The organism is Streptodolium elevatio (assembly GCF_040649515.1).
Taxonomy (GTDB): domain Bacteria; phylum Actinomycetota; class Actinomycetes; order Streptomycetales; family Streptomycetaceae; genus Yinghuangia; species Yinghuangia elevatio.
Map to the genome: position 1 here is coordinate 12859 of NZ_JBEZFP010000089.1, position 26642 is coordinate 39500.

Annotated in this window: 28 protein-coding genes; 13 read left to right on the forward strand and 15 right to left on the reverse strand. The window is 71.9% G+C overall.

From position 1 onward, the window contains the following. Positions 1-83: 83 nt before the first annotated feature. From AB0C36_RS28585 to AB0C36_RS28595, 3 genes are all read right to left on the reverse strand, one after another. Entirely contained in the window at positions 84-1232 is a 1149-nt protein-coding gene (locus tag AB0C36_RS28585) for an ABC transporter substrate-binding protein (protein WP_358359379.1), read from the reverse strand. 225 nt (positions 1233-1457) lie between these two features. Beyond that, positions 1458-2297, reverse strand: a complete 840-nt coding sequence (locus tag AB0C36_RS28590; RefSeq protein WP_358359443.1) for an ABC transporter permease — start codon at positions 2295-2297, stop codon at positions 1458-1460. Between the two features lie 194 nt (positions 2298-2491). Then, the gene (locus AB0C36_RS28595; RefSeq protein ID WP_435839135.1) at positions 2492-3316 is read right to left on the reverse strand and encodes an ABC transporter ATP-binding protein; all 825 of its coding nucleotides are present in this window, start codon (positions 3314-3316) and stop codon (positions 2492-2494) included. A gap of 566 nt (positions 3317-3882) precedes the next feature. Between AB0C36_RS28595 and AB0C36_RS28600 the strand changes: the two genes are divergently transcribed. Further along, entirely contained in the window at positions 3883-5229 is a 1347-nt protein-coding gene (locus AB0C36_RS28600; RefSeq protein ID WP_358359382.1) for a hypothetical protein, read from the forward strand. Between the two features lie 139 nt (positions 5230-5368). Here AB0C36_RS28600 and AB0C36_RS28605 read toward each other — a convergent pair whose 3' ends face one another. Next, complete coding sequence (locus AB0C36_RS28605; RefSeq protein ID WP_358359385.1) at positions 5369-5785, reverse strand: Fur family transcriptional regulator; 417 nt, start codon at positions 5783-5785, stop codon at positions 5369-5371. Between the two features lie 137 nt (positions 5786-5922). On the opposite strand from AB0C36_RS28605, the gene AB0C36_RS28610 reads away from it, so the two are divergent. Further along, positions 5923-7386 (forward strand): catalase, encoded by a 1464-nt coding sequence (locus AB0C36_RS28610; protein WP_358359387.1) that lies wholly within the window; start codon positions 5923-5925, stop codon positions 7384-7386. A gap of 101 nt (positions 7387-7487) precedes the next feature. Here AB0C36_RS28610 and AB0C36_RS28615 read toward each other — a convergent pair whose 3' ends face one another. The 3 genes from AB0C36_RS28615 to AB0C36_RS28625 all read right to left on the reverse strand — a co-directional run bounded on the left by AB0C36_RS28615 (position 7488) and on the right by AB0C36_RS28625 (position 9980). Next, positions 7488-7889 carry a CBS domain-containing protein gene (locus AB0C36_RS28615; RefSeq protein ID WP_358359388.1) on the reverse strand — a complete coding sequence of 134 codons (402 nt, stop codon included), beginning with the start codon at positions 7887-7889 and terminating at the stop codon, positions 7488-7490. Positions 7890-8341: 452 nt separating this feature from the next. Beyond that, positions 8342-9130: a histidinol-phosphatase gene (gene hisN / locus AB0C36_RS28620; protein ID WP_358359390.1), complete on the reverse strand. Its 789-nt coding sequence runs from the start codon at positions 9128-9130 to the stop codon at positions 8342-8344. Positions 9131-9179: 49 nt separating this feature from the next. After that, the gene (locus AB0C36_RS28625; protein WP_358359393.1) at positions 9180-9980 is read right to left on the reverse strand and encodes a hypothetical protein; all 801 of its coding nucleotides are present in this window, start codon (positions 9978-9980) and stop codon (positions 9180-9182) included. Between the two features lie 288 nt (positions 9981-10268). On the opposite strand from AB0C36_RS28625, the gene AB0C36_RS28630 reads away from it, so the two are divergent. The 3 genes from AB0C36_RS28630 to AB0C36_RS28640 all read left to right on the forward strand — a co-directional run bounded on the left by AB0C36_RS28630 (position 10269) and on the right by AB0C36_RS28640 (position 12806). Further along, positions 10269-10826, forward strand: a complete 558-nt coding sequence (locus AB0C36_RS28630; RefSeq protein WP_358359396.1) for a TetR/AcrR family transcriptional regulator — start codon at positions 10269-10271, stop codon at positions 10824-10826. A gap of 143 nt (positions 10827-10969) precedes the next feature. Beyond that, complete coding sequence (locus tag AB0C36_RS28635; protein WP_358359399.1) at positions 10970-12079, forward strand: ferritin-like domain-containing protein; 1110 nt, start codon at positions 10970-10972, stop codon at positions 12077-12079. 31 nt (positions 12080-12110) lie between these two features. After that, positions 12111-12806, forward strand: coding sequence for an HAD family hydrolase (locus AB0C36_RS28640; RefSeq protein ID WP_358359401.1), 696 nt, complete (start codon positions 12111-12113; stop codon positions 12804-12806). Positions 12807-12903: 97 nt separating this feature from the next. On the opposite strand, the gene AB0C36_RS28645 is transcribed toward AB0C36_RS28640, so the two are convergent. Beyond that, a complete protein-coding gene (locus tag AB0C36_RS28645; RefSeq protein WP_358359404.1) occupies positions 12904-13755 on the reverse strand; it encodes a DUF4097 family beta strand repeat-containing protein in 852 nt (283 codons plus the stop codon). A 253-nt stretch (positions 13756-14008) separates the two neighbouring features. Between AB0C36_RS28645 and AB0C36_RS28650 the strand changes: the two genes are divergently transcribed. Further along, on the forward strand, positions 14009-14527 hold the full coding sequence (locus tag AB0C36_RS28650; protein ID WP_358359407.1) for a DUF2231 domain-containing protein: 519 nt from the start codon (positions 14009-14011) through the stop codon (positions 14525-14527). 92 nt (positions 14528-14619) lie between these two features. Here AB0C36_RS28650 and rsgA read toward each other — a convergent pair whose 3' ends face one another. Both rsgA and aroA read right to left on the reverse strand, forming a co-directional pair. After that, on the reverse strand, positions 14620-15669 hold the full coding sequence (gene rsgA / locus AB0C36_RS28655; protein ID WP_358359409.1) for a ribosome small subunit-dependent GTPase A: 1050 nt from the start codon (positions 15667-15669) through the stop codon (positions 14620-14622). Positions 15670-15677: 8 nt separating this feature from the next. Continuing rightward, a complete protein-coding gene (gene aroA / locus AB0C36_RS28660) occupies positions 15678-16982 on the reverse strand; it encodes a 3-phosphoshikimate 1-carboxyvinyltransferase (RefSeq protein ID WP_358359410.1) in 1305 nt (434 codons plus the stop codon). 82 nt (positions 16983-17064) lie between these two features. Here aroA and AB0C36_RS28665 point away from each other — a divergent pair, with 82 nt between their 5' ends. From AB0C36_RS28665 to AB0C36_RS28685, 5 genes are all read left to right on the forward strand, one after another. Continuing rightward, positions 17065-17844 carry an SOS response-associated peptidase gene (locus tag AB0C36_RS28665; protein ID WP_358359413.1) on the forward strand — a complete coding sequence of 260 codons (780 nt, stop codon included), beginning with the start codon at positions 17065-17067 and terminating at the stop codon, positions 17842-17844. A gap of 166 nt (positions 17845-18010) precedes the next feature. After that, positions 18011-18691, forward strand: coding sequence for an alpha/beta hydrolase family protein (locus AB0C36_RS28670; RefSeq protein ID WP_358359416.1), 681 nt, complete (start codon positions 18011-18013; stop codon positions 18689-18691). Positions 18692-18944: 253 nt separating this feature from the next. Continuing rightward, the gene (locus AB0C36_RS28675; RefSeq protein ID WP_358359448.1) at positions 18945-19664 is read left to right on the forward strand and encodes a sigma-70 family RNA polymerase sigma factor; all 720 of its coding nucleotides are present in this window, start codon (positions 18945-18947) and stop codon (positions 19662-19664) included. 73 nt (positions 19665-19737) lie between these two features. Continuing rightward, positions 19738-20082 carry a mycothiol system anti-sigma-R factor gene (gene rsrA / locus AB0C36_RS28680; protein WP_358359419.1) on the forward strand — a complete coding sequence of 115 codons (345 nt, stop codon included), beginning with the start codon at positions 19738-19740 and terminating at the stop codon, positions 20080-20082. A gap of 217 nt (positions 20083-20299) precedes the next feature. Then, positions 20300-21127, forward strand: a complete 828-nt coding sequence (locus AB0C36_RS28685) for an HD-GYP domain-containing protein (RefSeq protein WP_435839136.1) — start codon at positions 20300-20302, stop codon at positions 21125-21127. A gap of 114 nt (positions 21128-21241) precedes the next feature. Here AB0C36_RS28685 and AB0C36_RS28690 read toward each other — a convergent pair whose 3' ends face one another. From AB0C36_RS28690 to AB0C36_RS28700, 3 genes are all read right to left on the reverse strand, one after another. Beyond that, positions 21242-22216 carry a hypothetical protein gene (locus tag AB0C36_RS28690; protein WP_358359421.1) on the reverse strand — a complete coding sequence of 325 codons (975 nt, stop codon included), beginning with the start codon at positions 22214-22216 and terminating at the stop codon, positions 21242-21244. A gap of 11 nt (positions 22217-22227) precedes the next feature. Then, a complete protein-coding gene (locus AB0C36_RS28695) occupies positions 22228-22758 on the reverse strand; it encodes a SigE family RNA polymerase sigma factor (RefSeq protein WP_358359423.1) in 531 nt (176 codons plus the stop codon). A 123-nt stretch (positions 22759-22881) separates the two neighbouring features. After that, a complete protein-coding gene (locus AB0C36_RS28700) occupies positions 22882-23583 on the reverse strand; it encodes a DUF5317 family protein (protein WP_358359426.1) in 702 nt (233 codons plus the stop codon). Positions 23584-23759: 176 nt separating this feature from the next. On the opposite strand from AB0C36_RS28700, the gene AB0C36_RS28705 reads away from it, so the two are divergent. Further along, positions 23760-23975 (forward strand): biotin/lipoyl-binding carrier protein, encoded by a 216-nt coding sequence (locus AB0C36_RS28705; protein ID WP_358359429.1) that lies wholly within the window; start codon positions 23760-23762, stop codon positions 23973-23975. Between the two features lie 22 nt (positions 23976-23997). Here the strand turns inward: AB0C36_RS28705 and bsaP are convergent, their stop codons facing one another. After that, positions 23998-24213 (reverse strand): biotin synthase auxiliary protein BsaP, encoded by a 216-nt coding sequence (gene bsaP / locus AB0C36_RS28710; protein WP_358359431.1) that lies wholly within the window; start codon positions 24211-24213, stop codon positions 23998-24000. A gap of 19 nt (positions 24214-24232) precedes the next feature. Between bsaP and AB0C36_RS28715 the strand changes: the two genes are divergently transcribed. Then, a complete protein-coding gene (locus AB0C36_RS28715; RefSeq protein WP_358359434.1) occupies positions 24233-24640 on the forward strand; it encodes a thioesterase family protein in 408 nt (135 codons plus the stop codon). A gap of 54 nt (positions 24641-24694) precedes the next feature. On the opposite strand, the gene AB0C36_RS28720 is transcribed toward AB0C36_RS28715, so the two are convergent. Then, positions 24695-26530 carry an acetolactate synthase gene (locus AB0C36_RS28720; protein ID WP_358359438.1) on the reverse strand — a complete coding sequence of 612 codons (1836 nt, stop codon included), beginning with the start codon at positions 26528-26530 and terminating at the stop codon, positions 24695-24697. Positions 26531-26642: the final 112 nt, after the last annotated feature.

Below are 26642 nucleotides of genomic sequence, written 5' to 3' on the forward strand. Positions count from 1 at the left end.
GGGCTGACCAACTTCGCCGCAGACCCAAACGCGCGCGCGGCGCCACTCCCCAAGAGTGACGCCGCGCCGAGGTCAACCCAGCCCTACTGCGTGTGCCCCACCGCCTCTGCGTAGAAGGACCGGTCGACCAACTTGTCCTCGGTGAGAGCTGGCGCCTCGACGACCTTGCCCTCGATGAACATCTTCTGCGCCTTGTCGGTCGTCCCCTGGCGGATCTCCCAGTCGGTGACCAACGACGGGATCGCGGAGAGGAGTTCGGGCTTGCTGCCCAGGACGGTCGCGAGCTCCGCCGTGAAGGCAGGGTCCGCCTTGTAGTCGCCGACGAAGTAGGTGTTGACCGTACGGATCAGCGCACGGGCGAACGCCGTTCCCGCCTCGCGGTTCTTCTCCAGCAGGTTCGGGCCGTAGAGCATGCCGCCCAGCGGCTCGCCCGCGGGCTGGCCGCCCAGGAAGGCGTACCCCGGCTTGTTCTCGAACTGCTTCCATACCGGGTCGAGCAGCCACGCCGCCTCGACGCCGCCGTTCTCCAGCGCCTGCCCGACGCCCTGCGCGTCCAGTTGCTTGAAGTCGATGTCGGTGACCTTGGTGTTGTGCTTCGCGAGCACCGTCTCGATCGGGTACATGATGATCGAGGTCTTGCCGACGAGCGACGCGAACCGCGCACCCTTGAGGTCGATCGACTCCGGGGTCTGGCCGTCCTTCACCCGCGCCCACACGCCGGTCTTGGACTTGGGGTCGGCGGAGTAGTTGCCGAGCACCCACTTGACGTTGAAGCCCTGCTTGGCCGCGTTGACCATGCCGGCTTCGGGCGCCGAGTAGACCGCGTCGAGCTCGCCCTTGGCGAGCAGCGTGTTGGCGTCGGACGACGGCATCTGCTTCAGCTCGACGTCCAGGTTCTCCTTCAGGAACTCACCCTTGGCGATTGCCATGCGCAGCGGGCCGAGGTACTCCGCGGACAGTGCTCCGGCGGTCACCGTGAGCTTGGTCTTCGCGGCCAGCGGCTTGGGAGCCGGGGTGTTGGGGGCGCAGCGCGCGGGGGCGCGGGTGGGGGACAGGTCGGCGGGGTCGGTCCAGCCCTTCTCGCAACCGGCCACCGCCGCGACCGGCGTGTTCTGCGTCGGGGCGGACTTTGCCGCGCCGTCGGTGCCGTCGTCGGACGACACACAGGCGGTGGCGAGCAGGGCGGTGCACATGAACAGGACCGACGCCAGGCCGGCGCGGCGACGTGCCATGGGATTCCTCCGGGGGACAGGACGGATGGTCAGGACATTGCCGAGGGCCGAACAGGCTCAAATCCGGGTGATCTACCCGGTCGACGCGGCCACGCGGCCGCACACAGCCGCGCACACGACCGCACACACGACCGCTCAATCGACCGCGCACACAGCCGTCGAACGGATCGCCGACACCAAGCAGATCGGACGACGACTCGGATCTGATCCGGACGGCGGCACCGGTCAGGTGCCGCCCGGGCCTCGGCGGTCGGGGGCCCACGGGGTCAGCAGGCGGCCGATGAATCGGACGAGTTCGGAGAACAGCACACCCACGATGGCGACGACGATGATGCCGACGTACATCGCGCGGTTGTCGAAGATGTTCTTCGCGTTGAAGATCAGGTAGCCGAGGCCGTCGTTGTTCGGCGAGGCCAGGCCCTCCGAGGCGACGATGACCAGCACCGCCATGCCGGAGGCCAGGCGCAGGCCGACGACGACCGGCGGCAGCGACGCCGGGACCAGGATGTGCCGGTACATCTGCCATCGGCTGGCCCCGAAGACCGTGGCCGCCTCGCGGTAGCCCTCGGGCACCGCCAGCACCGCGGCCATCGTCTGGATCCAGATCAGGAAGAAGACGGTGACGGCGACCAGCACGATCTGCGGCGTCTCGCCCAGGCCGAAGATGAGCAGGAAGATCGGCAGCAGGGCGAGCTTGGGGACGACGTACAGCGCGTCGAGCATCGGTTCGAGGGCCGCACGGACCAGCGGCATCGAGCCGGTCAGCAGGCCGACGACGTACCCGGCCAAGGACCCGAGCACGAAGCCGGGGACGACGCGCTTGAGCGTCGCCCAGATGTCCGGCCACAGCTTGCCGTCGACGAGCCGCTGCCAGCCGTCCTCGATGATCGTCTGCGGCGCGGGGTAGATGCGCGAGTCGATCCACTTCTGCTGGACGGCCAGTTGCCACCACAGGATCAGTACGAGCGGCACCGCGATGCCGAGCGTGATCTCCAGCGCGCGGCGGCGGGCGCGGGCCTTGCCGGGGTCGAGTTCCGCCTGCCCGGGCGCGCGTACGAGGACCATGTCCGTCCCGCCGGGGCCGCCGCGCCGCGTCGAAGCGGAGGTGTCAGGCGCAGCAGCGGCCTTGGGGGAGGGTATGCCCGCCGATGCGCCCTGCACGGCGTCGGCGGCACCCTGGACGCCCGTGGTGCGCGCAGCACCCGAAGCGCCCTCGACGCCCGCAGTGTCCTCGGCAGCCGGTGTGGTGGGCCTGTCGCTCATTTCTTCGCTCCGGCGGTCTCGACCTCGCCGCGCAGCAGCGACCACAACTCGGCCTGCATTTCGGCGAATTCGGGGGACGTACGGACGGCGCCCGTACGCGGTCTCGGGAACGGCGGCACACGCTCGGCGATCACGCGCCCGGGACGCGACGACATCACCAGCACGCGGTCGCCCAGCAGCAGAGCCTCTTCGAGGCTGTGCGTCACGAACAGCACCGTGCGCTGGTCGGCCTGGACGATCTCCAGCAGCTCGTCCTGCAAGATGGTGCGCAGTTGCGCGTCCAAGGCTGCGAACGGCTCGTCCATCAAAAGGATTTCGGGCTCGACGGCGAGCGCGCGGGCGATCGACACGCGCTGGCGCATGCCGCCCGACAGGGCCGCCGGGTACGCGTCGGCGAAGTCGGCCAGGCCGAGCCGGCCGAGCCAGTCGCGGGCGCGGGCGTCCGCCTCCTTGCGCGGCACGTGCTGGATGTCGAGGCCGAACCGCACATTGGCCAGGACGGACTTCCAGGGACTTATGCCGTAGTCCTGGAAGACCATCGCGGCGGGGTGGTTCGAGCGCGCGGCGATCTCGACGCGGCCCGCGGTCGGTTTGACGAGTCCCGCGACGATGCGCAGGAACGTCGACTTGCCGCAGCCGGACGGGCCGACGATGCAGCAGAACTCCCCCGTACGTATGTCCAGATCGAGCGGGCCGAGGGCGTCCACGCGCTTGGCCCCGCGTCCGAAGTGGCGTTCCACGCCTATTGCGTGGATCTTGGCGTCCGGAACGGCGTCCGCCTCGCGCGGAGTCGCGTCCGGTGCTGTCTCGGTCACGTGCATCCACTCCCGAACCTGCGCCGGCGGTTTTCAGCCGGCCGCCGCCCGGTTTTCGAGATGTGAAAGTGATCACGGCAGCCGACCGGCGTGACGATATGACGGGCCGTCAGATACGGCAAGAGAAAACAGCGTTTGGTCGACAAATGCACTATTGGGTGACGCGCGTTGAAGGCGGTGTGTGCGGGCGGCGCCGGTGTGCGGCAGGCTGGGGTGCGGGAAACCGGGTTTCGGTGCGCACGGCGGCGGTCCCGGCCGTCGCCGCCTGCACCGCAGGCCCTCGGCACCGTGTCGGGTCGGCGGGAGTCGGTTCGCGACGGCGATGCACGGCGGCGCTCGGCGAAGGCCGACGGGCATCGGTGGGCGGCGTCCGGAAATCGGTCGGCGCGTATTCGCCGGCAGGTCGATCTGCGCGGGCCGACCCGCGCAAGTTGGCTCATGCACGTCGGCACGTGTGTACGTCGGCTCGTGTACATCGGTACGTGTGCGTCCGCGCGTGTGCTCAGGTGCACGTCGGTGCACCTCGGTACACGGTGCAGGCACGTAGGTCGGCATGGGCGCCGGAGCCCGAGGTGGGAACGGACTGGGAGGTGTTCGCGGTGCGGGGTATCGGCCAAAAGGCACGCGGCGCGCGGGGGGCGAAGTCACGTACCGTGCCCGTTCCCGCGGGGACGGCTCGGCGCGGGTCGTCGTACGGCTCGTTCTCGTACGACCCGGCAAACCCGGCAAACCCGGCGGATCCGGGAGGTGCCAGCCCCGTTCCCGGGGAAATCGGGCAACTCGCCCGAACTGTCGCCGGCGCCCTGGCCGCTGTCGGACACCCCCGCGGTGAGGTCGCCGACCTGCTGGGCGCCATGCGCCAGGCGGTCATGGCCGATGCCAAGGACCGCGACGCCGTGGCCGAAATACTGGCCGGCCTGCCCCCCTCGGTGCTCGTCGAACTGGACTGCCTGTCAAGGCCGTCGGAGAGCGTCGGGGTCTTCGGCGGCGTGAAGGCACGTCGGGCCCTGCTGCGCGCCCTCGATGCCGGGCACCCCGCGGTCGCCGCGCTGCTGAGCATGGACGAGAACGGCGGGCTGCGCGAGGAGGCGGTCGTACGCCTCGCCGCGATCCCCGGCCCGCTGCCCGCCGCGATGCTCGCGCTGCGTACCGACGACTGGGCCGAGGCGGTCCGGCACCGCGCACGGGTCGGCCTGATGTGGCGCCTCGACCCCGACGAAGCAGCCGTGGTGGTCCCGATCCTGGACGCGCGCCGCGGGCGGCGGCGTTCCGAGGGGATCTTCGAGGTCTATCGCGACGCGTACCGCGCTGAGCATCTGCCGACCCGGCGGCACGGCCACGCGCGCGACCTCGCGGCTTCCCGCACACCGCAGTTGCGCCGCTTCGGCCACGAACTCTCGCGCGTGCTGGGCATCGCCGACGAGCGCTCGCTGCTGCGTACGGCGCTGCGCGACCCGGACCACTCGTGCCGCTCGGCGGCGGGGCACGAACTCCTGCGCCGCGCGCGGGGCCGCCACCGCGACCGTACGGCGCTGGCGCTGCTGAAGGTCGCCGATCCGCTGGTGCGCGAGCGCGCCGTCGAGGCGCTGCCGCCGTTCAGCGACCCGTTCCCGCTCGCGGGCGCGCTCGCCGACCGCTCGCCGAACGTCCGGGCGGCGGCCCGCCGCAGGCTCGTCGCGGGCGGCACCGACCCGGCCGCGGCGTACCGGCAGCTTCTCGAATTCCCGCCCGCGCCGGGCATCGTGCCCGGTCTGCTCATCGGACTCGGCGAGTGCGGCGGGGAAGAGGACCTGGCCGAACTGCACGACCGGTTCGACACCGACCACCAGGCGCAGCGCCGTGCGGCGCGGGCGGGTGCGGTGCTGCTGACGAAGACGTGGCTGCCCAGCCCGAAGGGCGGACGGCACGACGCGCGGTGACCCGGGCCGCGGCCAACCGGGACCGCGCTGGTCAGAACCGCGCTGGTGAGGACCGCGCTCGTCAGGACCGCAGTGACCGGCGCCGAGCCGCCAGTCAGGAGTCAGGACAACCCGGTGGCCAGGTCGCGGTGACAGGCCGTCAGGAAGCGTTCTGGCAGTCCGGGCAGAGCCCGCGATAGGTGATCTCCACCCCGGAGATCGCGAACCCGAAGCCGGACTCGGCCGGGAGCACCTCGGTCCGAGGGTCGGCCGGGACGTCCCGGATGGTGTGGCAGCGCGTGCACACCAGGTGGTGGTGGGCGCGACGCGCGTTGGGGTCGTACCGCTTGGCGCGCCCGTCGGTGTTGACCTCCAGGACCTCGCCGAGGGCGACGAGCTCGCCGAGCGTGTTGTAGACCGTCGCGCGGCTGATCTCCGGCAGGAGCGCGCCCGCGCGCGAGTGGACCTCGTCCGCCGTGAGGTGCACGTGCTCGCCGTTCAGGACCTCGGCCACAACGCGGCGCTGCGCGGTGAGCCGCCATCCCCGGTCGCGAAGCCGTGCCAAGAGGTCGCTCATGCCGGCAAGAGTACACCGCCCCCAAGCTTGGAACTAGTCCAAAGTCAGAACTAGACAAGTTCTAAGTTCGGACCTAGGTTGGGACCACTCGCAAGGCCGGGGCAGGACGTCCCGGGGTCCGAAGGGGAGAACGAACCATGTCCGACAGCACTTCGCGCGCCGTCCTCACCACCGAGTCGGGCGCCCCGGTCGCCGACAACCAGAACTCCGCGACGGCAGGCCCGGGCGGTCCGCTCCTGATCCAGGACCAGTACCTGCTGGAGAAGCTGGCGCGCTTCAACCGCGAGCGCATCCCGGAGCGGGTGGTCCATGCGCGCGGGTCGGGCGCGTACGGCTATTTCGAGGTCACGGCGGATGTCAGCCGCTTCACCAAGGCGCACTTCCTCGCCGAACCGGGCCGTCGCACCGAGGTGTTCGCCCGCTTCTCCACCGTCGCGGGCAACCTGGGGGCGTCCGACGCGGTGCGCGACCCGCGCGGCTTCGCCCTGAAGTTCTACACGCAGCAAGGCAATTACGACCTGGTCGGCAACAACACCCCGGTCTTCTTCATCAAGGACCCGTCCAAGTTCCCGGACTTCATCCACACCCAGAAGCGCGACCCCTACACGGGTATCCAGGAGGCCGACAACGTCTGGGACTTCTGGTCCCTCTCGCCCGAGGTCACGCACCAGGTGACGTGGCTGTTCGGGGACCGCGGCATCCCGGCGTCCTACCGGCACATGGACGGCTTCTCGTCGCACACCTACCAGTGGGTCAACGCCGACGGCGACGCGTTCTGGGTGAAGTACCACTTCAAGACCGACCAGGGCATCCGCAACCTGACCGCCGACGAGGCGGCCGCCATCGCGGGCGTCGACCCCGACTCGCACCAGCGCGACCTCCGCGAGGCGATCGACGCCGGACGCCTTCCGTCGTGGACGCTGAAGGTGCAGGTCATGCCGGTGGCCGAGGCGGCGAACTACCGCTTCAACCCGTTCGACCTGACCAAGGTGTGGCCGCACGCCGACTACCCGCTCATCGAGGTCGGCCGCCTGGTCCTCGACCGCAACCCGGAGAACGTCTTCGCCGAGGTCGAGCAGGCCGCGTTCTCGCCGAACAACTTCGTCCCGGGCATCGGCCCTTCGCCGGACAAGATGCTCCAGGGCCGGCTGTTCGCGTACGCCGACGCACACCGCTACCGCCTCGGCGTCAACCACACCCAACTCGCCGTCAACGCCCCGCACGCGACGGTCGCCCGCAACCACGGCCGCGACGGCGCGATGGCCACCAACGCCGGCGGCCGGGCGAAGAACTACGAGCCGAACAGCTTCGGCGGCCCGTACGAGACCGGCGAGCCGCTGTGGGCGCCGACGCGGGTGTCGGGCGCCACCGGGACCCACGAGGCTCCGGTGCACGCCGAGGACGACGACTTCGTCCAGGCGGGCAACCTCTACCGGCTCATGTCCGAGGAGGAGAAGGTGCGCCTCGTCGAGGGGCTCGCGGGCGGACTCGCCCAGGTCTCGCGCGACGACATCGTGGAGCGCGCGATCGGCAACTTCCGGGCCGCCGACCCCGAGTACGGCGACCGCCTGGAGGCCGCGGTCAAGGCGCTGCGCGCCTGACCCACCGTCACGCCACGCCCGGGCCGGGTGCCCTGACCGCCCTGGCGTAGCGTCAACTCCGGTGTCCGGCCGGGCCGTCCAGGCCCGGCCGGACACCGCTGCTATCCCACGAGTTCCGTGGCCCGCGCCTGTTCCTGGATGGTGCAGCGGACGATGTCGCGGACCGAGATCATGCCCACGACATCCTCGCGGTCGAGGACCACGAGGTGGCGGAAGTTGCCGCGCGTCATCGCCGCGGCGGCGTCGGCGAGTGTCCAGTGGGGAGTGGCGAACACGACGTTCGAGGTCAGGTGGTCCCCGGCGATCTCGCGGTCGGGGTCCTGGTCGGAGCCGATCGAGACGAGGATGTCCCGCTCGGTGAGGATGCCGATCCCGCTGGTGTCGGGATCGATGACTACGGCGGCGCCGATCTGCCGTGCGGCCATGAGCCGCGCGGCGGCGCGCAGGGTGTGGGTCGGGCCGATGGTCAGGACGACCGTGCTCATGCCGTCGCGGACGAGCATGACGCACCACCTCCGGTTAGGGGGTCGGGCCGGGTCGGCGGCCTTGAGAACGAATTCACAAGTTCACAAGCGCCTCATGCTCATAGTCACACGGCCCTGCCGACTGACGAAAGCTTTGTCGGGATTTACCGAGAATTTCTTGCTTCCGCTTCATGTCCGTGCCATGCGCGGACCGCGTCCGTCCGGTCACGCGCGGCTTCGGCGCGGGAGGTGATCTCACGGCGGCGAACCACCGGCGCCGACCAGTTGCGGCCGAGAAGATGCGGCAGGCAGGTCACGGCAGGCAGCGCGGCAGGCAAGTCGCGGCAACCGCAACGGGCCTCCGGCCGGGACACCGCGTCAGAACCGCACTCCGCCGCTCCGCGGGCCCGCCGGTTCGGCAACCCGCACCCCGACGCCGGCACTCGAAGCCGGCACCCCCGCCCCCCGCAGAAGCCGGCACCCGCCCCTGATCAGACGCGCTGGTTCAGGTACCCGAGCAGGTCCTCGTGCAGCAGTCCGTTGGACGCCGCGGCGTGGCCCTCGGCCGGACTCGGCACGCCGTCCAACGACGTGAACCGGCCGCCCGCCTCGGTGACGATCACCGAAAGCGCGGCCAGGTCCCAGAGGTTCACCTCGGGCTCCGCGCAGATGTCCACCGCGCCCTCGGCGACGAGCATGTACGACCAGAAGTCGCCGTACGCCCGGCTCCGCCACACCGCCCGGGTCAGGTCCAACATGCCGTCCAGCGCGCCCCGGTCCTCCCAGCCGCCCAGGCTGGAGTACGCGAACGACGCGTCCTCGATGCGCTCGATCCCCGACACGCGGATCCGCGACGCCTGCGACAGGCTGCGGCCGGTGAACGCGCCGGAGCCCTTGGAGGCCCACCAGCGCCGCCCCAACGCGGGTGCGGACACCAGCCCGACCACGACCTCGTCGCCGTCCATCAGGGCGATGAGCGTGGCCCACACGGGCACGCCGCGCACGAAGTTCTTGGTGCCGTCGATCGGGTCGATCACCCAGCGGCGGGGGCCGTGCCCGGTCGAGCCGTACTCCTCGCCCAGCACCGCGTCGCGCGGGCGCGCACGGCCCAGTTGCGCGCGGATCAGCTCTTCGGCGGCCTTGTCCGCGTCGCTGACCGGCGTCATGTCCGGCTTCGTCTCGACCTTCAGGTCCAGCGACTTGAAGCGGTCGAGCGTGGTCGCGTCCGCGGCGTCCGCGAGAACGTGGGCGAAGCGCAGGTCGTCGTCGTAGCCGGGCATGCGGCGAACACTAGCCGCTCGGACGCCGGACCTGCTACGTGCCGAGCGGTCAGCGGCGGCCCTCCGGTGGCGCCGTCGGCGTCGCCGAGCGCGTGGGACGCGGCGGTATGACCGGGTTCGCAGGCGGCGTGGGCGGCGGCACGGGCGGCGCCGGGGGCTTCGGCGGCTCCGCAGCGCCCGGCTCAGGAGCGCCTGGTTCCGAAGTCCCCGCTTCCGAAGCCCCCGGCTCCGAAGCGGGCATCGGCGGCGGCACCGTCGGCTTCGGCGGCACCGAAAGCGGGGTGGCCGCCGGGAGTTCCGGCTTCGCCGCGGTGTCCGGCTCGGGGGAGAGGATCCCCCGGGTGAACTGCGGTGCCGGGCCCGGCTCGGGGACGGGCTCAGGCGTCGCGACGGGTGTCGGAGCCGGCGCCTGTTCGAGCGCGGCCCGCTCCTCGGCCGACGCGACGGCCGTCGCCTCGTCCGCCGCCGAGAAGTTCGGCGGCGGCGTGCCGAGGCGCTTGCGGAGCCGCTGGCGGCGGCGGCCGAGGCTGCGGGTCTCCGACGGATTGGCGTCGCGTATGTGCGCGGGCAGCATGAAGTACGCGTCCAACACCGCGAGTGCCTGCGGGCGTTCGCCGCCCTTCTCCAGCAGGTCCGCGGCCCGCTCGTAGGTGTACGGCGTCTCCATCCCCGCGCTCACCCCGTGCATGAGCGTCGCGAGCTCGCGCAACTGCTCGCGGCCGAAGCGGAACGCCAGCGGCGTCCCGTCGAGCGTCCAGCCGTCCAGGCCCCGGCGCGGTGCGAGCACCACGGGCCCCGGGACCGCCTCCTTGTCGCGCGCTCTGCCCCGCCCGACGCCGAACACTGCCATTCCGGCTCCCGAACCTCCACCGACCGGTGGCTCTGTTCCCGCGAACGGCTCTGCCGGGGCGCGGATGCCCCGCGCGACCGGCGGCGATGCCGTCCCTGTGCACCCGAAGCGTACGAGGCGGCCCGGACGCCGCGAAAGGGAATCACGAAGGGCCGCCCGAGCGCTTCCGGATGAGCCCTTCCCCAGGCCCGCGCGGCGCCTTGCTCTTGACGGGCCACAGGCGCAGAGTGATGCTGATTGACACAGATGCCATCCGTGTAAAGCTCGGACATCCTCCGGGAGCCCGTCTTGTCCGTACGCGAAGCTCTGCTCGACGCCGCGCGCGAGGCCGCCGTGGCCGGTGCGTGGGCCACCACGCGCATGGCCGACGTCGCCGCCGCGGCAGGCGTGTCACGTCAGACGCTTTACAACGAGTTCGGCAACAAGGACGCCCTGGCCGAGGCACTGGCCCGCCACGAGGCCGAGCGCTTCCTCGCCGGCACCGCCGAAGTGTGCCGCAACTCCCCTGGGGACGCAGGGGATTGCGTCCGGGCGTGTACCGTCTGGGCGCTGTACGAAGCACGGCAGAACCTGCTCGTGAAGGCGGCCCTCACGGACGAGTCCGCCGGGCTGCTCCCCACCCTGACGACCCGTTCGGCCGGGCTGCTCGCACTGTTCCGGGACAACGCCGCGGCCGTCATCCTCGAACGCTGGCCGCACCTCGACCCCGCCGAAGTGGCCTGGGTGGCCGAACTGGCCGTCCGCCTCACGGTCTCCCACCTGGTCGTCCCCACCGAAGCGGTCGAAGTGACCGCCGACCACATAGCGCTGCTGGTCAGACGGCTCCTCACCACCCCCGCCGGCTGACCGCCGGGCACCACGCCCGGCACGCACCACGCTCGGCACGCACCACGCCCGGCACGCACCACGCCCGCCGGGCACCACCCGCCGGCTGACCGCCGGACACCACATCCGACACACACCACCGCTCCGACCGAAGGAGTCCGCACGTGTCGACGCATGACCTCTACGCCCTCCCGGCCGAAATGACGGTCTGGGAGATCCCCGCAGCCGGGGCCGCGCGCTTCAACTGGGAGTACGACGAGGGCCGCGACCGGCTCCTCGCGCTGTACGCCAAGGGCAAGGACAAGCAGTGGGACGCCGCAAAGCGGATCGACTGGAGCCTTCCCGTCGACCCCATGAAGCCCCTCGGCCTCCCCGAGGAGACCCACTCCCTCTACGGCACCCCGAGCTGGAACCGCATGTCGCAGAAGGAGCGCGACGAACTCGGACGGCACAGCATCGCCTGGCAGTTCAGCCAGTTCCTGCACGGTGAGCAGGGTGCCCTGGTGTGCAGCGCGCGCATCGCGGAATCCGTCCCCGACCTCGACTCCAAGTTCTACGCCGCGACCCAGGTGATGGACGAGGCCCGGCACGCCGAGACGTACGCGCGCTTCCTGAAGGAGAAGGTCGGGCTCTACTACCCGATCAACCCGCAGCTCAAGGAACTTCTGGACGACACGCTCTCGGACTCCCGCTGGGACATGCCCTACCTCGGCATGCAGGTCCTGATCGAGGGCCTGGCGCTGGCGGCGTTCGGCATGCTGCGCGACATAACGCCGGTCGAACTGCCCAAGCAGATCCTGGCGTACGTCATGCAGGACGAGGCCCGGCACGTCGCCTTCGGCCGACTGGCGCTCCGCGACTACTACCGCGAACTGAGCGACGCGGAACTGGCCGAGCGCGAGGAATTCGTCGTCCACGGCTGCTACCTGATGCGCAACCGCCTGCGCGGCGAAGAGGTCTGGGAAAACTTCGAGATCGACAAGGCGGAGGCGACCGAGGCCACGGCCAACTCCGAGTATCTCGCCAGCTTCCGCAAACTGCTGTTCAGCCGCATCGCGCCGACGATCAAGGACATCGGCCTGTGGGGGCCCAAGGTACGGGCCGCGTTCGAGGACATGGGCGTCCTTGACCTGGCCGGCACCGACGTCGAGGTGCTGATGCGCTCCGACGAGGACACCGCCGAGGAACTGGACCGCAAACGCAGGTTCGCCGCCGAGGAGAAGGCCCGGGCGGCGGAGATCGACGCGATGGTCGAGCTCGGCGCGGGGGATTAGCCGCGCCGTACCCGAGGGATAGATTGGCGGTATGAACGATCTTGTCCGCCCGCCGTCCCCCGCCTTCGTGTTCGACCTCGACGGGACCCTCGTCGACAGCGTCTACCAGCACGTCGTCTCGTGGCAGGAAGCGCTCGCCGAGGCCGGGATCAAGCTCGCGACCTGGCGGATCCACCGCAAGATCGGCATGAGCGGCGGACTTTTCGTGCGCGGCGTGCAGCGCGAGACGGGCATCGAGCTGAGTCCGGCGGAAGTCGAGCGTCTGCAGGACGCACACGGGCGGCGCTACGCCGCCCGTGTGCCGGAGGTCCAGCCGCTGCCCGGCGCGCCCGAACTGCTGCGCTACCTGACCGACGCCGGCATCAAGTGGACGATCGCCACCAGCGGCCGCCGTTCGGGCGCCGAGCCCATGCTCGCCAAGCTGGGCGCGCCCGCCGACCTGCCGATGATCACGCGCGACGAGGTGGCCCGCGCCAAGCCGGACCCCGACCTGTTCCTGGCCGGGGCCGCCAAGCTCGGCGTCGACCCGCGCGACTGCGTCGTGGTCGGCGACAGCATCTGGGACCTCCTGGCCGCCCGCCGGGCGGGCTCGCTCGGGGTCGGCCTGCTCAGCGGCGGGTACGGCCAGGAGGAGTTGGAGCGCGCCCACGCCTTCCGCGTCTACGAGGAACCGGGCGACCTGCTGACGCACATCGACGAGCTGGGCGTACGCGGCGCCGGCGCCTGATCCGCCGCCCGGCGCCCGGCGTACGGTGCCGGCGTAAGGCGCTCGGCGTAAGGCGTCCCGGCCGGGGCACACGCACTTGGCCCGACCGGGACGCGTCTCAGGGGGTCGGCGGGGCCGGGTGCCCGGGCAGCTCCGTCACCGGCCACGGCTGACCGGTCTCCGGGCTGCGCCTGGCGGTGACCGATCCGTTGTCGGACGACAGGTCGAGCGTGCGCGTGGAGCTGTCGTCCTTCAGGTCCTCCGCCACGTTGGTGGACCCGTTGTCGGAGTCGGCGGTCAGCTTGTACTTGGTGCCGTCGGCCGGGACGTACACCTTCAGGCTCCCGTTGTCGGACGACGCGTCCACCCAGTCCGGAGCGTTTTTCAGCGTCATGTTGATGCTGCCGTTGTCCGAGGTGGCCTCGACGCCCCACGCCCAGGTGTTCGCCACCCTGATCGATCCGTTGTCGCTGGAGAGTTTGAACTTCCCGGCCGACGCGTCCCGGACCTTGATGGACCCGTTGTCGCTCTCGAGGTCGAACTCCAGGGCGTTGATCCGGTCGATGGAGACCGATCCGTTGGTGTTGCGCACCTTCACGTACTTGACCTCGGGCGGCACCAAGACGTCGTAGTCGCCGTCGCAGCTGACGGAGTACATGGGAGGGCAGTTGGTGTCGAGGCGCAGGGTGCCCGACGTCATGTCCATGTCCCACTCGGGGTCGGCACCCCAGATGCTGTCCGTCGTCCGCCTGTCGACGTTCACCGACCCGGCCGTGGCCCCGGGCCTGAGGTGCACGCCGCCGCCGTCGCTGGTGATGGTCAGGGTGTCGCCCGCGAACTCGAACTGCTCCGCGGCCCACACGTCGTGGCTGGACACCAGGATCAGCCCGGTGATCGCCACGGAGCCGACGCCGAAGGCGAGCACCGCACCGCCGACGGTGAACAGGGTGACGCGCGCGGCGCTCGGCATGGGGACTCCTTGGACTGGAACGGTGCCTGCGGCCCGGTTCGGCGTGGTTCGAGCCGGTACCACGACCCTAGGAGCCGGTGGACCCCCCACGGCATCCGGCGCTCTCCCCGAAACGGGGTAGGGACAGCCCTACCCTCGGCGCCACCCGTACGGCTCGCCCAATAGTTCGCGGATCGTCGAACCGGGGAAGTCTCCCGCACGTGCAGATCGGTGCCGGGACCCGCCCGGCCATCCGCCGAAGGAGCGAACACCCATGTTCGACACGGTGTCAGGCCTGCCGGTCCACGTCCTGGTGCTGCACGCGGCCGTGATCGGCGTACCGGTCGCGGCGCTGGCCACGGTGGCGGTTTCGGTGCGCCCCCAGTGGCTGCCGCGGCTCGGCTGGTGGGTCGTCGGACTCAACGCGCTGATCCTCGTGGTCGTCTTCGTCACCAGGAAGAGCGGCCAGGAGTTCGTCGAGCGCCGCTACCCGGACCCCGCGAACCGGTCGCCCGACCTGCGCACCCACGTCTCGCGCGGCGAGGACATGATCTGGTACGCCATCGCGCTCTTCGTCGTGTCGCTCATCCTCGTCATGGTGGCCCGCCGCGTCGCACAGAGTGAGTCGACGCCCAAGCCCCTGCCGCCGCTTGTCCTCCCCGCGGTGGCGGTGCTGGCCGTCGCGGCCGCCGTCCTCGCGACGATCCAGGTCATCCTGGTCGGCCACTCCGGCTCGCAGGCGGTCTGGGAAGGCGCCGTGGACGCCCGCGCCTCGGTCTCCGCTCCGCGCTGACGCGCGACGAACGCGTCGCGGCCGACCACAGCCGACCGACCGAGTACGGGCGACCGACCACAGCCGACCGAGTACGGCCTTACCAAATACGGCTAGTCGTCCTCGCCCTGCTCACGGGCTGCGAGGAGGCGGCGCAGAGAGGCCAGGCGGGCGGGGTCGGCGTGGCCCCCGGCGACCCAGGCGTCCAGGGCGCAATCGGGCTCGTCGTGCGAGCAGTTGCGCGGGCAGTCGGCGGTCCCCGGCTCCAGGTCGGGGAACGCCTTGATGATGCGGCCCAGGTCGACGTGGTTGAGGCCGAAGGAGCGTACGCCGGGGGTGTCGACCACCCAGCCGGACTCGCGCTCCTCGCCGTACGCCGGCAGCCGCAGGGTCAGCGCCGACGTCGTGGTGTGCCGCCCGCGCCCGGTCACCACGTTGACCTGGCCGGTGGCCCGCTGCCGCTCCGGCACCAGCGCGTTCACGAGCGTGGTCTTGCCGACCCCCGAATGGCCCACGAACACGGTGGTCAGGCCCGCGAGTTGGGCGCGGATCGGGTCGAGGTCCCAGTCGTCGTACGCGTCGCCGCCGCGGGTGACGACGTACGGCAAGCCCAGCGCCCCGTACATGTCGAGCAGCGTCTCCGGCGGGACCAGGTCGGCCTTGGTCAGCACCAGCAGCGGCTGCATCCCCGCGTCGTAGGCGGCGACGAGGCATCGGTCGATCAGCCGGGGCCTCGGCTCGGGGTCGGCCAGCGCCGTCACGATCGCCAACTGGTCGGCGTTGGCGACGATGATGCGCTCGTAGGGATCGTCGTCGTCGGCCGTGCGGCGCAGCACCGAGCGGCGTTCCTCGACCCGCACGATGCGGGCCAGCGCGCCCTTCTCGCCGCTCACGTCGCCGACGATCGAGACCCGGTCGCCGATCACCACGCCCTTGCGGCCCAGTTCGCGGGCCTTCATGGCGGTGATCTCGTGCTCCCGCTTGGTGTCCTCGTCGACCAGGCAGGTGTAGCGGCCCCGGTCGACGGTCAGCACGCGGCCGGTCTCGGCGTCCTCGTGCTTGGGGCGGGTGCGGGTCCTCGGCCGCGAGCCGCGTCGTGAGGGACGGACGCGGACGTCGTCCTCGTCGAAGTCGTTGCGGCGCGTCGACCGGGTGTTCGCCATGGCCGCGGTCAGCTCGCCGTCGCCGCTTCGGGGCCGGCGGCCTGGCCCAGCAGGGCCGACCACAGCAGCGGGAAGTCCGGCAGCGTCTTGGCGGTCGTCGCGATGTTCTCCACCTCGACCCCGGGCACGACGAGCCCGATCACGGCCGCGGCGGTGGCGATGCGGTGGTCGTCGTACGTCTGGAACGCCCCGGCGCGCAGCGGGCGCGGGCGGATCTCCAGGCCGTCGGCGGTGTCCGTGACGTCGCCGCCGAGGTTGTTGATCTCCTTGGCGAGCGCCGCCAACCGGTCCGTCTCGTGCATCCGCAGGTGCGCGATGCCGGTCAGCCTCGACGGCGAGTCGGCCAGGGCCGCGACCGCCGCGATGGTCGGGGTCAGTTCGCCGACGTCGTGCAGGTCGGCGTCGATGCCGTGCACCTCGCCGGTCCCGGTGAACCGCAGGCCCTCGGCGGTGAACTCGCACGAGCCGCCCATGCGTGTGAACAGGTCGCGCAGCCAGTCGCCCGGCTGCGTGGTCTCGCGCGGCCAGTCGCGGATGGTCACGGTGCCGCCCGCGACCAGCGCGGCGGCCATGAACGGCGCGGCGTTCGACAGGTCCGGCTCGACCACGACGTCGCGGGCCGCGATCGGGCCGGGGGCCACGCGCCACACGTCCGGTTCCGCGTGGTCCACGCGCACGCCCGCGGCGCGCAGCATGGCGACGGTCATCTCGATGTGCGGCGTCGAGGGCACGGACGTGCCGACGTGGCGTACCTCGACGCCGTTCGCGAAGCGCGCCCCGGACAGCAGCAGCGCGCTGACGAACTGCGAGGACGACGACGCGTCGATCTCGACGATGCCGCCGCGCAGGCCGCCGGTGCCGCGCACCGTCATCGGCAGGCGGCCGGCGCCGCCGTCGTCGACGTCCGCGCCGAGATCGCGCAGCGCGAGGATGACGGCGTCGAGCGGCCGCTCGTACGCGCGCGGGTCGCCCTCGAACCGGATCGGCCCCTCGGCGAGCGTCGAGAGCGGCGGCAGGAAGCGCATGACCGTTCCGGCATTGCCGACGTCCACGCGTGCGGGGCCGCGCAGCGGGGCGGGCACCACGCGCCAGTCGCCCTCGGCGGTTTCCTCGACCGCGACGCCCATCGCCCGCAGCCCGGCCGCCATCAGCGTGGTGTCGCGGCTGCGCAGCGGACGCCGCACATAGCCGGGGCCGTCCGCGAGGGCCGCGAGCACGAGCGCGCGGTTGGTGACCGACTTGGAGCCGGGCAGCGCGACGACCGCGTCGACGGGAGCGGACGCGACGGGGGCGGGCCAGAGCGGAGGCGTCATGGGAAACCAGCCTATACGGGGGCCACAGGCCTCCTGCCGGGGATTTCCCCGCCAGTAGGCCGGACGTGCGAGGGTAGAGCGCATGTGCGGTCGCTACGCCTCCACGCAACAGCCCGACGACCTGATCGAGCTGTTCGAGATCGAGAAGATCAAAGACGACGTCCGGGAAGACGCGCTGCCCCCGGACTGGAACATCGCCCCCACCAAGCAGGTGTACGCGGTGCTGGAACGCTCGGCCGAGCGCGAGGGGCCGCCGGTGCGGCAGTTGCGCACGCTGCGGTGGGGCCTGGTCCCGTCGTGGGCCAAGTCGCCGGACATGGGCGCGAAGATGATCAACGCGCGGTCCGAGACCGTCTTCGAGAAGCCCGCGTACCGCAAGGCCTTCGCGTCGCGCCGCTGCCTGCTGCCCGCCGACGGCTACTACGAGTGGTACACGCCGGAGACCGCGCCCGACGGCCCCAAGGGCAAGGCCCGCAAGCAGCCGTTCTGGATCCACCCCGCAGACGACTCGCCCATCGCCTTCGCGGGCCTGTACGAGTGGTGGCGCGACCGCACCCGCGCGGACGACGACCCGCTCGCGTGGTTGTGGACCTGCACGATCATCACCACCGACGCGGAGCCCGAACTCGCCCGCATCCACCCGCGCATGCCCCTCGTGCTCGGGAAGGAGCGCTGGGACGCCTGGCTCGACCCGTCGCTGAGCAACACCGACGACGCCCGCGCGCTGCTGACCCCGCCGCCGCCGGGGCACATGGTCGCGTATCCGGTGTCGACCGAGGTCAACAGCGTCAAGAACAACTCCCCGCACCTGACCGAGCCGTTGCCCCCGGAGGAAGTGCTCGGCGACGCGACGCTGTTCTGACGGGGCGGGTGCAGACGGGGAACAACGGGGGCCGGACGGACGGGCGGGAGCCGGTTCCGGCAAGAGCGCCCGACCAGGCGGGGGAGCCGGGGCGGGAGCACTCCGACCGGGGGGTTGCCCCGCGTGGCGGTTGGCGATCGCGGGACCGGTGTTGAACGATTTCGGGGTGACGACGCTTTCGGCCGAGGCTTCCGGCACCCCCACGACACGGCTCCTCCCCACGCCCGCCGGGGACGCGCGGGCCTTCATCCACCCCGCGGTCGGCGAGGTGCGCGGCTGGTACCTCGCCGGGCACGGGGCCGGCGGCGGCATCGAGGCGCGGGACCTGGTGGCCCTGGCCGCCGCGCTGCCCGCCCTCGGCATCACCGTCGCGCTGATCGAACAGCCGTGGCGTGTGGTCGGCAAGAAGCTCGCGCCGGCCCCGAAGAAGCTGGACGAAGGCTGGGTGCCGGCCGTGGAGGGGCTGGTCGGCGAGATGGACGGGCTGCCGTTCGCCGCCTCGGGGCGGAGCGCCGGTGCGCGGGTCGCGTGCCGTACCGCGTCGGCGACCGGCGCGGCGGGTGTGGTGGCCCTGGCCTTCCCGCTGCATCCGCCCGGCAAGCCGAAGGCCTCACGCGCCGCGGAACTGCTCGGTGCGGGCGTGCCGACGCTGGTCCTCCAGGGGGAGCGCGACCCGTTCGGCGGGCCCGCGGAGTTCCCCGAGCTGGACGAGCGCACACAGCTCACCCCGGTGCCGTACGCCGACCACGGCTTCTCGGTCGGCAAGAAAGCGCCGGTGACGCAGGAGGAGACGCTCGCACTCATCACCGGGACCACAGGCACCTGGTTGACCTCACTGTTCGCCTGAGCCCCGGGAAACCCCGTCGGCAACACGGCCGTACGCCGACCGACTCCGCTCGACGCACGCCCGGATCCCACCCGGACCCGTCCGGATTCCGCCCCGATCCGTCCGGTCCCTGCCCGGGTCCGACCGACTCCCCGCCGGGAATGATCCGGTCCGACCCCGTGTTGGAGCCGGTACATCCTCGACCTGCGGGAGGCACTTCATGCTCACTGCCACGCCCTCGGTCGGCCGTACCGAGGCCGGACCCGACACGTCCATGTTGAAGTGGGCGGAGTGGGTGCCGGGCGGTGATCGCCGTCGACCGATATCGTCGACGTCGGGCGGATCCGTTGCGGTCCGCGAGGATCGGCAGGTTGAGGAGGTGGGTCCCGTCGCGGAGACAGAGACCCTGGAGCAGCGGGACGCGCGGTTCGAGCGCGACGCGCTGCCGTTTTTGGATCAGCTGTACTCGGCCGCGCTGCGGATGACGCGCAACCCCGCGGACGCCGAGGACCTCGTCCAGGAGACGTTCGCGAAGGCGTACGGGTCGTTCCACCAGTTCCGCGAGGGCACCAACCTCAAAGCCTGGCTCTACCGGATCCTCACCAACACGTTCATCAACAGCTACCGCAAGAAGCAGCGGGAGCCCCAGCAGAGTGCCACCGAGGAGATCGAGGACTGGCAGCTGGCGCGCGCCGAGTCGCACATGTCGACCGGTCTGCGCTCGGCGGAGGCCCAGGCCCTCGACCGGCTGCCGGACTCCGACGTCAAGGAGGCCCTCCAGGCGATCCCCGAGGAATTCCGCATCGCGGTCTACCTCGCGGACGTGGAGGGATTCCCGTACAAGGAGATCGCCGACATCATGGGGACCCCCATCGGTACGGTGATGTCCCGGCTCCACCGCGGACGCCGCCAGTTGCGCACCCTGCTGGAGGACTACGCCCGCGAGCGCGGGCTGGTTCCGGCCGGTTCGGGTCGGAAGGATTCGGTCTCATGAGCGAGCGCGGCGCGCGAGTCACACCGCAGGACGCGTTCGGCGGACGCCCCGGCGGGCGAAGCGAGGTGCGGTCATGAGCTGCGGCGACGACCACGAAGTGAACTGCTCGGAGATCCTCGGCCGGCTGTACGAGTACATCGACAACGAGCTGGCCGACGCGGACTGCGGGGACATCCGCACGCATCTCGACGAGTGCTCGCCCTGCCTGGAGAAGTACGGGCTGGAGCAGCACGTCAAGGCCCTCGTGCAGCGCTGCTGCGGCTGCGACGACGTGCCCGTGGACCTGCGCAGCAAGGTGCTGGCCCGGATCCGCGAGGTGAAGGTCCAGGTCGACACCGGCGCGGACGGCTCGCAGGTGGTCGTCGAACAGGTGACCGTCGACCAGTTCGTGGTCGACGTGGAGCGCCCCGGCGCGTAGTGCCGGCCCGGCCTCCGGCAGCGGTCCCGGCGCACCCTCCGGCACACGCCGCGTGAGGGGGCGCATGATGCGACGAATGGCCTATTGCGCGCCCCCCGTTCGGGTTAATCCGGCGACTCTGGACGGAGTAAACCGGACAGAAGGCGCTCAGCGCCCGTAGGCCGTCCTATCCTCGGTTGGCGGTTGAATTCGCGACCGGAGCCGAGGAGGCAGTCGCATGGGAACGCTGCCGAACACCCCACCCGGCCGGTCCGCCCGGGGCCCGGGGTCGGGCTTCGGGATCGCAGTCCAAGGCGCCGTGGTGGTGTCCGCGGGACTGTTCTACCTGCGTCGGAACCTGGCGCGGGTGCGCGGCGAGGCCGCCCGTGACGCATCGGTGCGCAGCCTGCTGCGGGCCGTCGAGGTCAAGGACGGCTACACCCGCGCGCACAGCGAACGAGTGGCGTACGCCGCCGTGTTGATCGCCCGCCAGCTGGGCATGCCCAAGCAGCGCGTCACCCTGCTGAAGTACGCCGCGCTGCTGCACGACGTCGGCAAGCTCGGCGTGCCGACGCGGCTGCTGACCAAATCCGGCCCGCTCGACGCCGACGAGCGCGAGACGATCCAGCGGCACCCGCAGTGCGGTGCCGACCTCGTCCGCGACCTCGACTTCCTCGGGGAAGGCCGCGAGGGCATCCTGCACCACCACGAGCGCATGGACGGGCGTGGCTATCCGTCCGGCCTCCGGGGGGACGCCATCCCGGAGTTCGCCCGCATCATCGCGGTCGCGGACGCGTTCGACGCGATGACGTCGACGCGGTCGTACCGCAGGTCGCGGCCCATCGAGGCGGCGCTTGCCGAGCTCCACCGGTGCAGCGGCGCGCAGTTCGACGCGCGCATGGTCGCGGCGCTGGAGACGGCGCTGCGGCGGCACGGCTGGCCGCTCGCCGAGCAGCCCGCGCCCGTACCGCACGGCTCGCCGCCGCTGCCGGTGCCGCGCATGGGGCTGGGCGACTCGCACAGCGTCGCCGGCGCCTTGGCCGCCGAGCGCGGCGACGCGCGCTGACCGCCGGCCTGGCCGTGGTCACGTCCTGAAGAGGCCCTGAGGATCAGCGCCTGAAGATCGCGCCGTGAAGATCACGCCCCTGACCCGCGCGCCGTGAGGGTCGCGCCTTGCGGATCACGTCTTGAACCAGCCGGCCCCGCCGATCAGGTCGGTGAGCTGTTCGGCGGTGATGGGCGGGGTGTCCATCGCCGGGAGGTAGCCATCGGCGCCCGTGATCCCGGCGGCCGCGGAGATCTCCAGGCCGCGCCCGTCGGGGTAGTACAGGAGCGCGTGGTACACCGGGCCCGACACGTGTCCCGCCGCCTCCTGCCGGCCGCTCGGCGACCGCCAGGTCTTGAAGATCCCGCCCTCGCCCTCCCCGTTGGAGGCGCAGTTCGTGTTGGACGGCGCCGTGCCGGTGTCGGCGCAGTAGTCGTGCGCGGCGACCTGCTCCACGGTCTCGCGGCTCTGGTCCGGGTTGACCTTCGGGTCGTAGACGGTGATGTCGATCCAGCCCATGCGGCCGTTCTTGGTCACCAGGTAGCGGCCGGACAGCGGGTTCCGGGTGTACGACGGTGTGCCGGTGTCCGCCTTCTTGGTCACGGTCCCGATCCCGGCCGGGAGCTTGCCCTTCACGAAGTCGAGCGGGCTCTTGCCCCCGGCCGCCGTCGCGCCCCCGGTCGTCCGCGTGGCCGAACCGCCGGTGCTGCTGGGTGGCTTCGTGGTCGGCGGCGTCGTCGTGGCCGTCCGGGTCGGGCTGGTCGCGGCCGACGAGGACGGCGCAGCCGAGGAGGTCCGCGGCCGGTTGCCCGGGACGGACGTCGCGGACCCGGTTGGGTCCGCGGTGGGCGGCGGGGCCGACGTCGCGGGCGTCTCACCGGGCGGCGTCGCCGGCGCGCTGCCCGCGACGTCGCCGCGCGGCGCGCCCACGCCCGGCTGCGGCAGAAGCGCGGTGCCGACTCCCACGGCGACGACTGCCGCGGCCGATCCCGCGGCCAGCATGATCCTGCGCCGCCGCCGGATGCGGTCGGCCTTGTGCATGATGTCGTCGACCACCGGATCGTCCGGCACTTCGATCCCCTGGGCGGCAAGGCCCAGGAGATCCCTCACGCGCATGTCCTTCAAAGCCGGGCCTCCTCGGCGTCGGTGAACCGGTCCGCGGCGTCCGGCAGCGCGTCGCCGAGTGCGGACCGCAGGGTCGCCAGGCCGCGTGCGCTCTGGCTCTTGACCGTCCCCGTACTGACCCCCAGGATGTGCGCCGTTTCCTCGACGCTCAGGTCTTCCCAGTAGCGCAGTACCAGAACGGCGCGCTGCCGAGGCGGGACCTCGGCGAGAGCCGTGCGTACCGCGAGGCTCATGTCGAGGTCGCCGTGTGCGGCCTCGGTGGTGTCGGGTGGTGCGGCGTGCGGGTGTTCGCGGCGCCAGAGTCGCCGGCGCGACGATATGAAGACGCTCATGAGGGTCCTGCGCGTGTACGCCTCGATGTTGTCGATCCGGTCCAGACGCCGCCCCGCCAGCACCACCTTGACCAGGGTCGACTGCACCAGATCCTCCGCCTCGTGGACGTCGCCGCACAGCAGGAACGCGCTCCTGAGGAGCGGGCCGCGCCGGGCCGCGATGAAGTCGCGCAGGGCATCGTCGTGTCCCGCCAACGCCACACCCCCTCAGAGGCCCCCGGCCGGAGGGCCCTCACCTCGAAAGAGAGTCGGACGGCGGAAACGGTTGCCCGTGCGGCGAGGAATTTCGGATAAACCGAAAAATGGTGCTCGTGTGGACTATTCGGGCGCGCTGACGGTGCCCATGGCGGTGCCCGCGGATGTACCCGATGTGCCCACAGCGGTGCTCACGGCAGTGCTCACGGCGGAGCCTGCCATGGCGTCCGTGGCGGTGTCGGGACGCGTGCCCGCGTCCCGGCGCGTACGGCGGCCGATACCCTCCCGCAGCCCCGCGAGCGGCGGGGTGCCGCGGTCGCGCAGCATGCCTCCGACGACGAGCAGGCCCACCCCGGCCGCCACGAGCAGGTCCCCGGGACTGTCGACCTCGGGAAGTACCGGGAGCGGCACGGGAATCGACTCGCCGAGCGCGTTGAACCGGGTGTCCGCCCCCGCGACCACCCGCCCGGCCGCCGCGGCTCCGTCGAGCGGTACGCCGGCCCGCGCCGCGGCGTGCTCCGACAGCGGCATCCCGCCGTTGAGCACGATCACCAGCGCGTTCAGCAGCAGCCCCGAGGCGGCCAGCGGGATGCCGGCCAGGTGCAGGTTCCCGGCCGCGAACCGGGCGGCCAGCGCGGCCGATCCCAGCAGCGCAAGTTGGTGGACGGTGGGGTCGGAGACCAGCGCCGCGATCAGCTGGGCCGCGAACGCGCAGCCGAGCCACGGCAGATGGCGTACCGGAAGGCGGGACAGGCCGGAGACCCGGCCGCCGAGAAGGGCACCGGCGCCGAGAGCGAGGACGAGGACGAGCACGGCCAGACCCACGCGGTCATTCTGTCCGCGGTCGTCCGCTTCACAAAGATCCGCGGCGCGTGTTGTCGTGTGTACCACCCGGTGGGACGCGTCCCGCGTGGTTGGATTTCCGTCGGGAGCGACGCGCGTGGCCACGGGCCGCGCCGGGACCGCTCCCGTCGGATGAGCACGGGAAAGGAAGCGCCGGGATGGCCGAGGAGGTCCACGCGGAGATGGTGGCCAACGTCGCGAAGATCGTGGTCGCCGAGGGCGAGGCGGTCGAGGCGGGGGCGACCCTCGTCATCCTGGAGTCCATGAAGATGGAGATCCCGGTGCTGACCGAGGGCCCCGGGACCGTCGAGGCGATCCGGGTCGCGGAGGGCGACGTGATCCAGGAAGGCGACCTGATCGCGGTCATCTCGTGAGTGCGGGGTCAGGTGCCGGTCGTCAGCCGGTCCGGGTGCCGTGCTCCACGCACTTGGCGGTCCAACCGCGCGGCGTCACCTGCACGACCATGCGGCGTCGGCAGTCTCCGCAGTAGCGCGGCGGTTCCAGCTCCCGGCGACGTGCGCAGCCCTCGTGTCCCGCCGCCGTCGCGGCCTCGCCGCACTGGTCGCAGTAGGGGGCTGCCGGTGTGGGGAGCGGGGCATGCGATGCGTTCACGGTCGTAGAGTACGGCTCCATGCCGCAGCAGCCCATTCCGGTGTCGCCCGGAACACATGCCGAACTCACCCACACCGTGACGGACGCCGACACCGCGGAGGCGGTCGGCAGCGGCGACCTCCCGGTGCTCGGCACACCGCGGCTCCTGGCCCTCGCCGAGGCGGCGACGGTACGCGCGCTCGCCGGACACCTCGGCGCCGACCGCACGTCGGTCGGCACGCGCGTCTCCCTCGAACACCTGCTGCCCACACCGGTCGGCGGCACCGTCACGGTCCGCGCCGAAGTCGTGTACGCCGACGGCCGGCTCGTGCGCTTCTCGGTCGTCGCCGAGGACGCCGCGCGGCGGCTGGTCGGGCAGGGCGAGGTCACGCGCGTGGTCGTCGACCGCGAGCGGTTCCTCGCGCGCGTGCCGTCCGCGGACGCGTAGCCGCCGTCCGGGACGCAGAGCCGCGTGCCGGCCGTATCCCGTATCCCGTTCGCGTCACACGCCGTTCGTGCTGCGCGGGTAGACCGCCTCCGGATCGGTCAGCACGTTGACCAGGTACGGCACTTCGGACGCGAACGCCCGGCCCAGCGCGGCCCCGAGGTCCTCCGCCCGCTCCACCGTCTCGCCCGCGCCGCCGAGCGCCCGCACGACCTCGTCGTACCGGGTCGCCGGGGCGAGGTCGGCCGCGACGTCGTAGCCGTAGAGCATGCGCATCGGGTGCTTCTCCAGGCCCCAGATGCCGTTGTTGCCGACGACCATGACCACGGGCAGCTTGTGGCGTACCAGGGTGTCCACGTCCATCAGCGAGAACCCGGCGGCGCCGTCGCCGAGCAGCAGCACGATCTGCGCGTCGGGCCGGGCCAGCCGGGCGCCGACCGCGTAGCCGAGGCCGGTGCCGAGGCAGCCGTACGGGCCCGGGTCGAGCCAGCCGCCGGGCCGGGCGGGCTCGACGTACTTCCCGGCGTACGACACGAAGTCGCCGCCGTCGCCGATCACCACGGCGTCGTCGTCGAGCACGCGCAAGAGCTCGCCGTACACGCGCACCGGGTGGATCGTGTCGCCGCTGCCGCGCAGCAGCGCCCGGTCCGACTGCGCGGCCGTGCGTACCGCCGCCTGCACGTGCTCGCACCAGCGCTGGTACGCCGACGCCTTGCCCTTGCGCGTCCACGCCTCGACGATGCCGTCGAGCGTGAGTGTCAGGTCCCCGCAGACGGACGCGGCCACCGGCGCGGTGCCGCCCAGCTGACCGGGGGAGTCGACGAGGTGCACGACGCGTGCGGGTGTGGCGCCGTCGCGCCCGCCGAACACGCCGTAGCCGAGCCGGAAGTCGAGCGGGGCGCCGATGACGACGACCAGGTCCGCGCCGCCGAGTGCGGTGGACCGGGCCCGGGTGACCAGCAGTTCGTGGCCGTTGGGCAGGACGCCGCGGCCCATGCCGTTGGCGACGACGGGGATTCCCATGGTCTCGGCGGCGCGGCGGGCGGCCTCCTCGGCGCCGTCCATCCATACGTCCTGGCCGAACACCAGCACCGGGCGCTGGGCCTCCGCCAACAGGCCCGCCGCGGTGGCGACCCCGACCGGGTCGGGGACCGCCCGGACCGGCTCGGCCGCGACCGGTGCGGGGACCGTGGCGCGGTCGAAGAGCACGTCCATGGGCACGTCGAGGAACACCGGTCCGCGGTGCGGACGGGCGGCCAGGGCCACCGCGTCGGCCACCTCGGCCGCGATGCGGTCGGTCTCGTGCACGGTCGCGGCCCGCTTGGTGACCGGGGCCAGCAGCGGCGGGTGGTCGAGTTCCTGGAGCGCGCCGGAACCCCACCGGAAGGCCGGCGCGCGGCCGCCGATCACCAGCAGGGGCGAGCCGTTCATGTGCGCGGTCGTCACGGCGCTCACGCCGTTGGTGACGCCCGGGCCCGCGGTGAGGACGGCGAGTCCGGTGCGGCGGGTGAGCTTGGCGGTCGCCTCGGCGGCGAAGACGGCGGTCTGCTCGTGGCGTACGTCGACGATGCGCAGGGGCTCGGCCGCCTTCACCGCGCCGTCGTAGACCGGGAACACGTGTCCGCCGGACAGTGTGAACAGGGTGTCGATCCCGTGTGCGCGGAGCGCCGCGACCGCGAGGTCTCCGCCGTGCCCTTCGACGGTCTCCGGACGCCGCCGGTCCTGGCTGCGCTCCGGGGTGCGGTCCCGACCGTGTCCCCGACTGTGTTCCTGCCCGTGCTCTTGGCTGTGTTCCTGCCCGTGCTCTTGGCTGTGCTTTTGGCTGTGCTCTTGGTCGTGGTCCTGGCTGTGGCGTTGGTCGTGGTGCTGGTCGTGCGCGTGCGAGCCCGACATGCCGACACCTCCGACAAGAACCGTAGCCGTGCCGCCTCGTTGCGACACGCTTTCGGGCTTTCCGCAGGAACGCGGGAACGGGCGGGGCCGGTACGAGGATTGCCCTCGTACC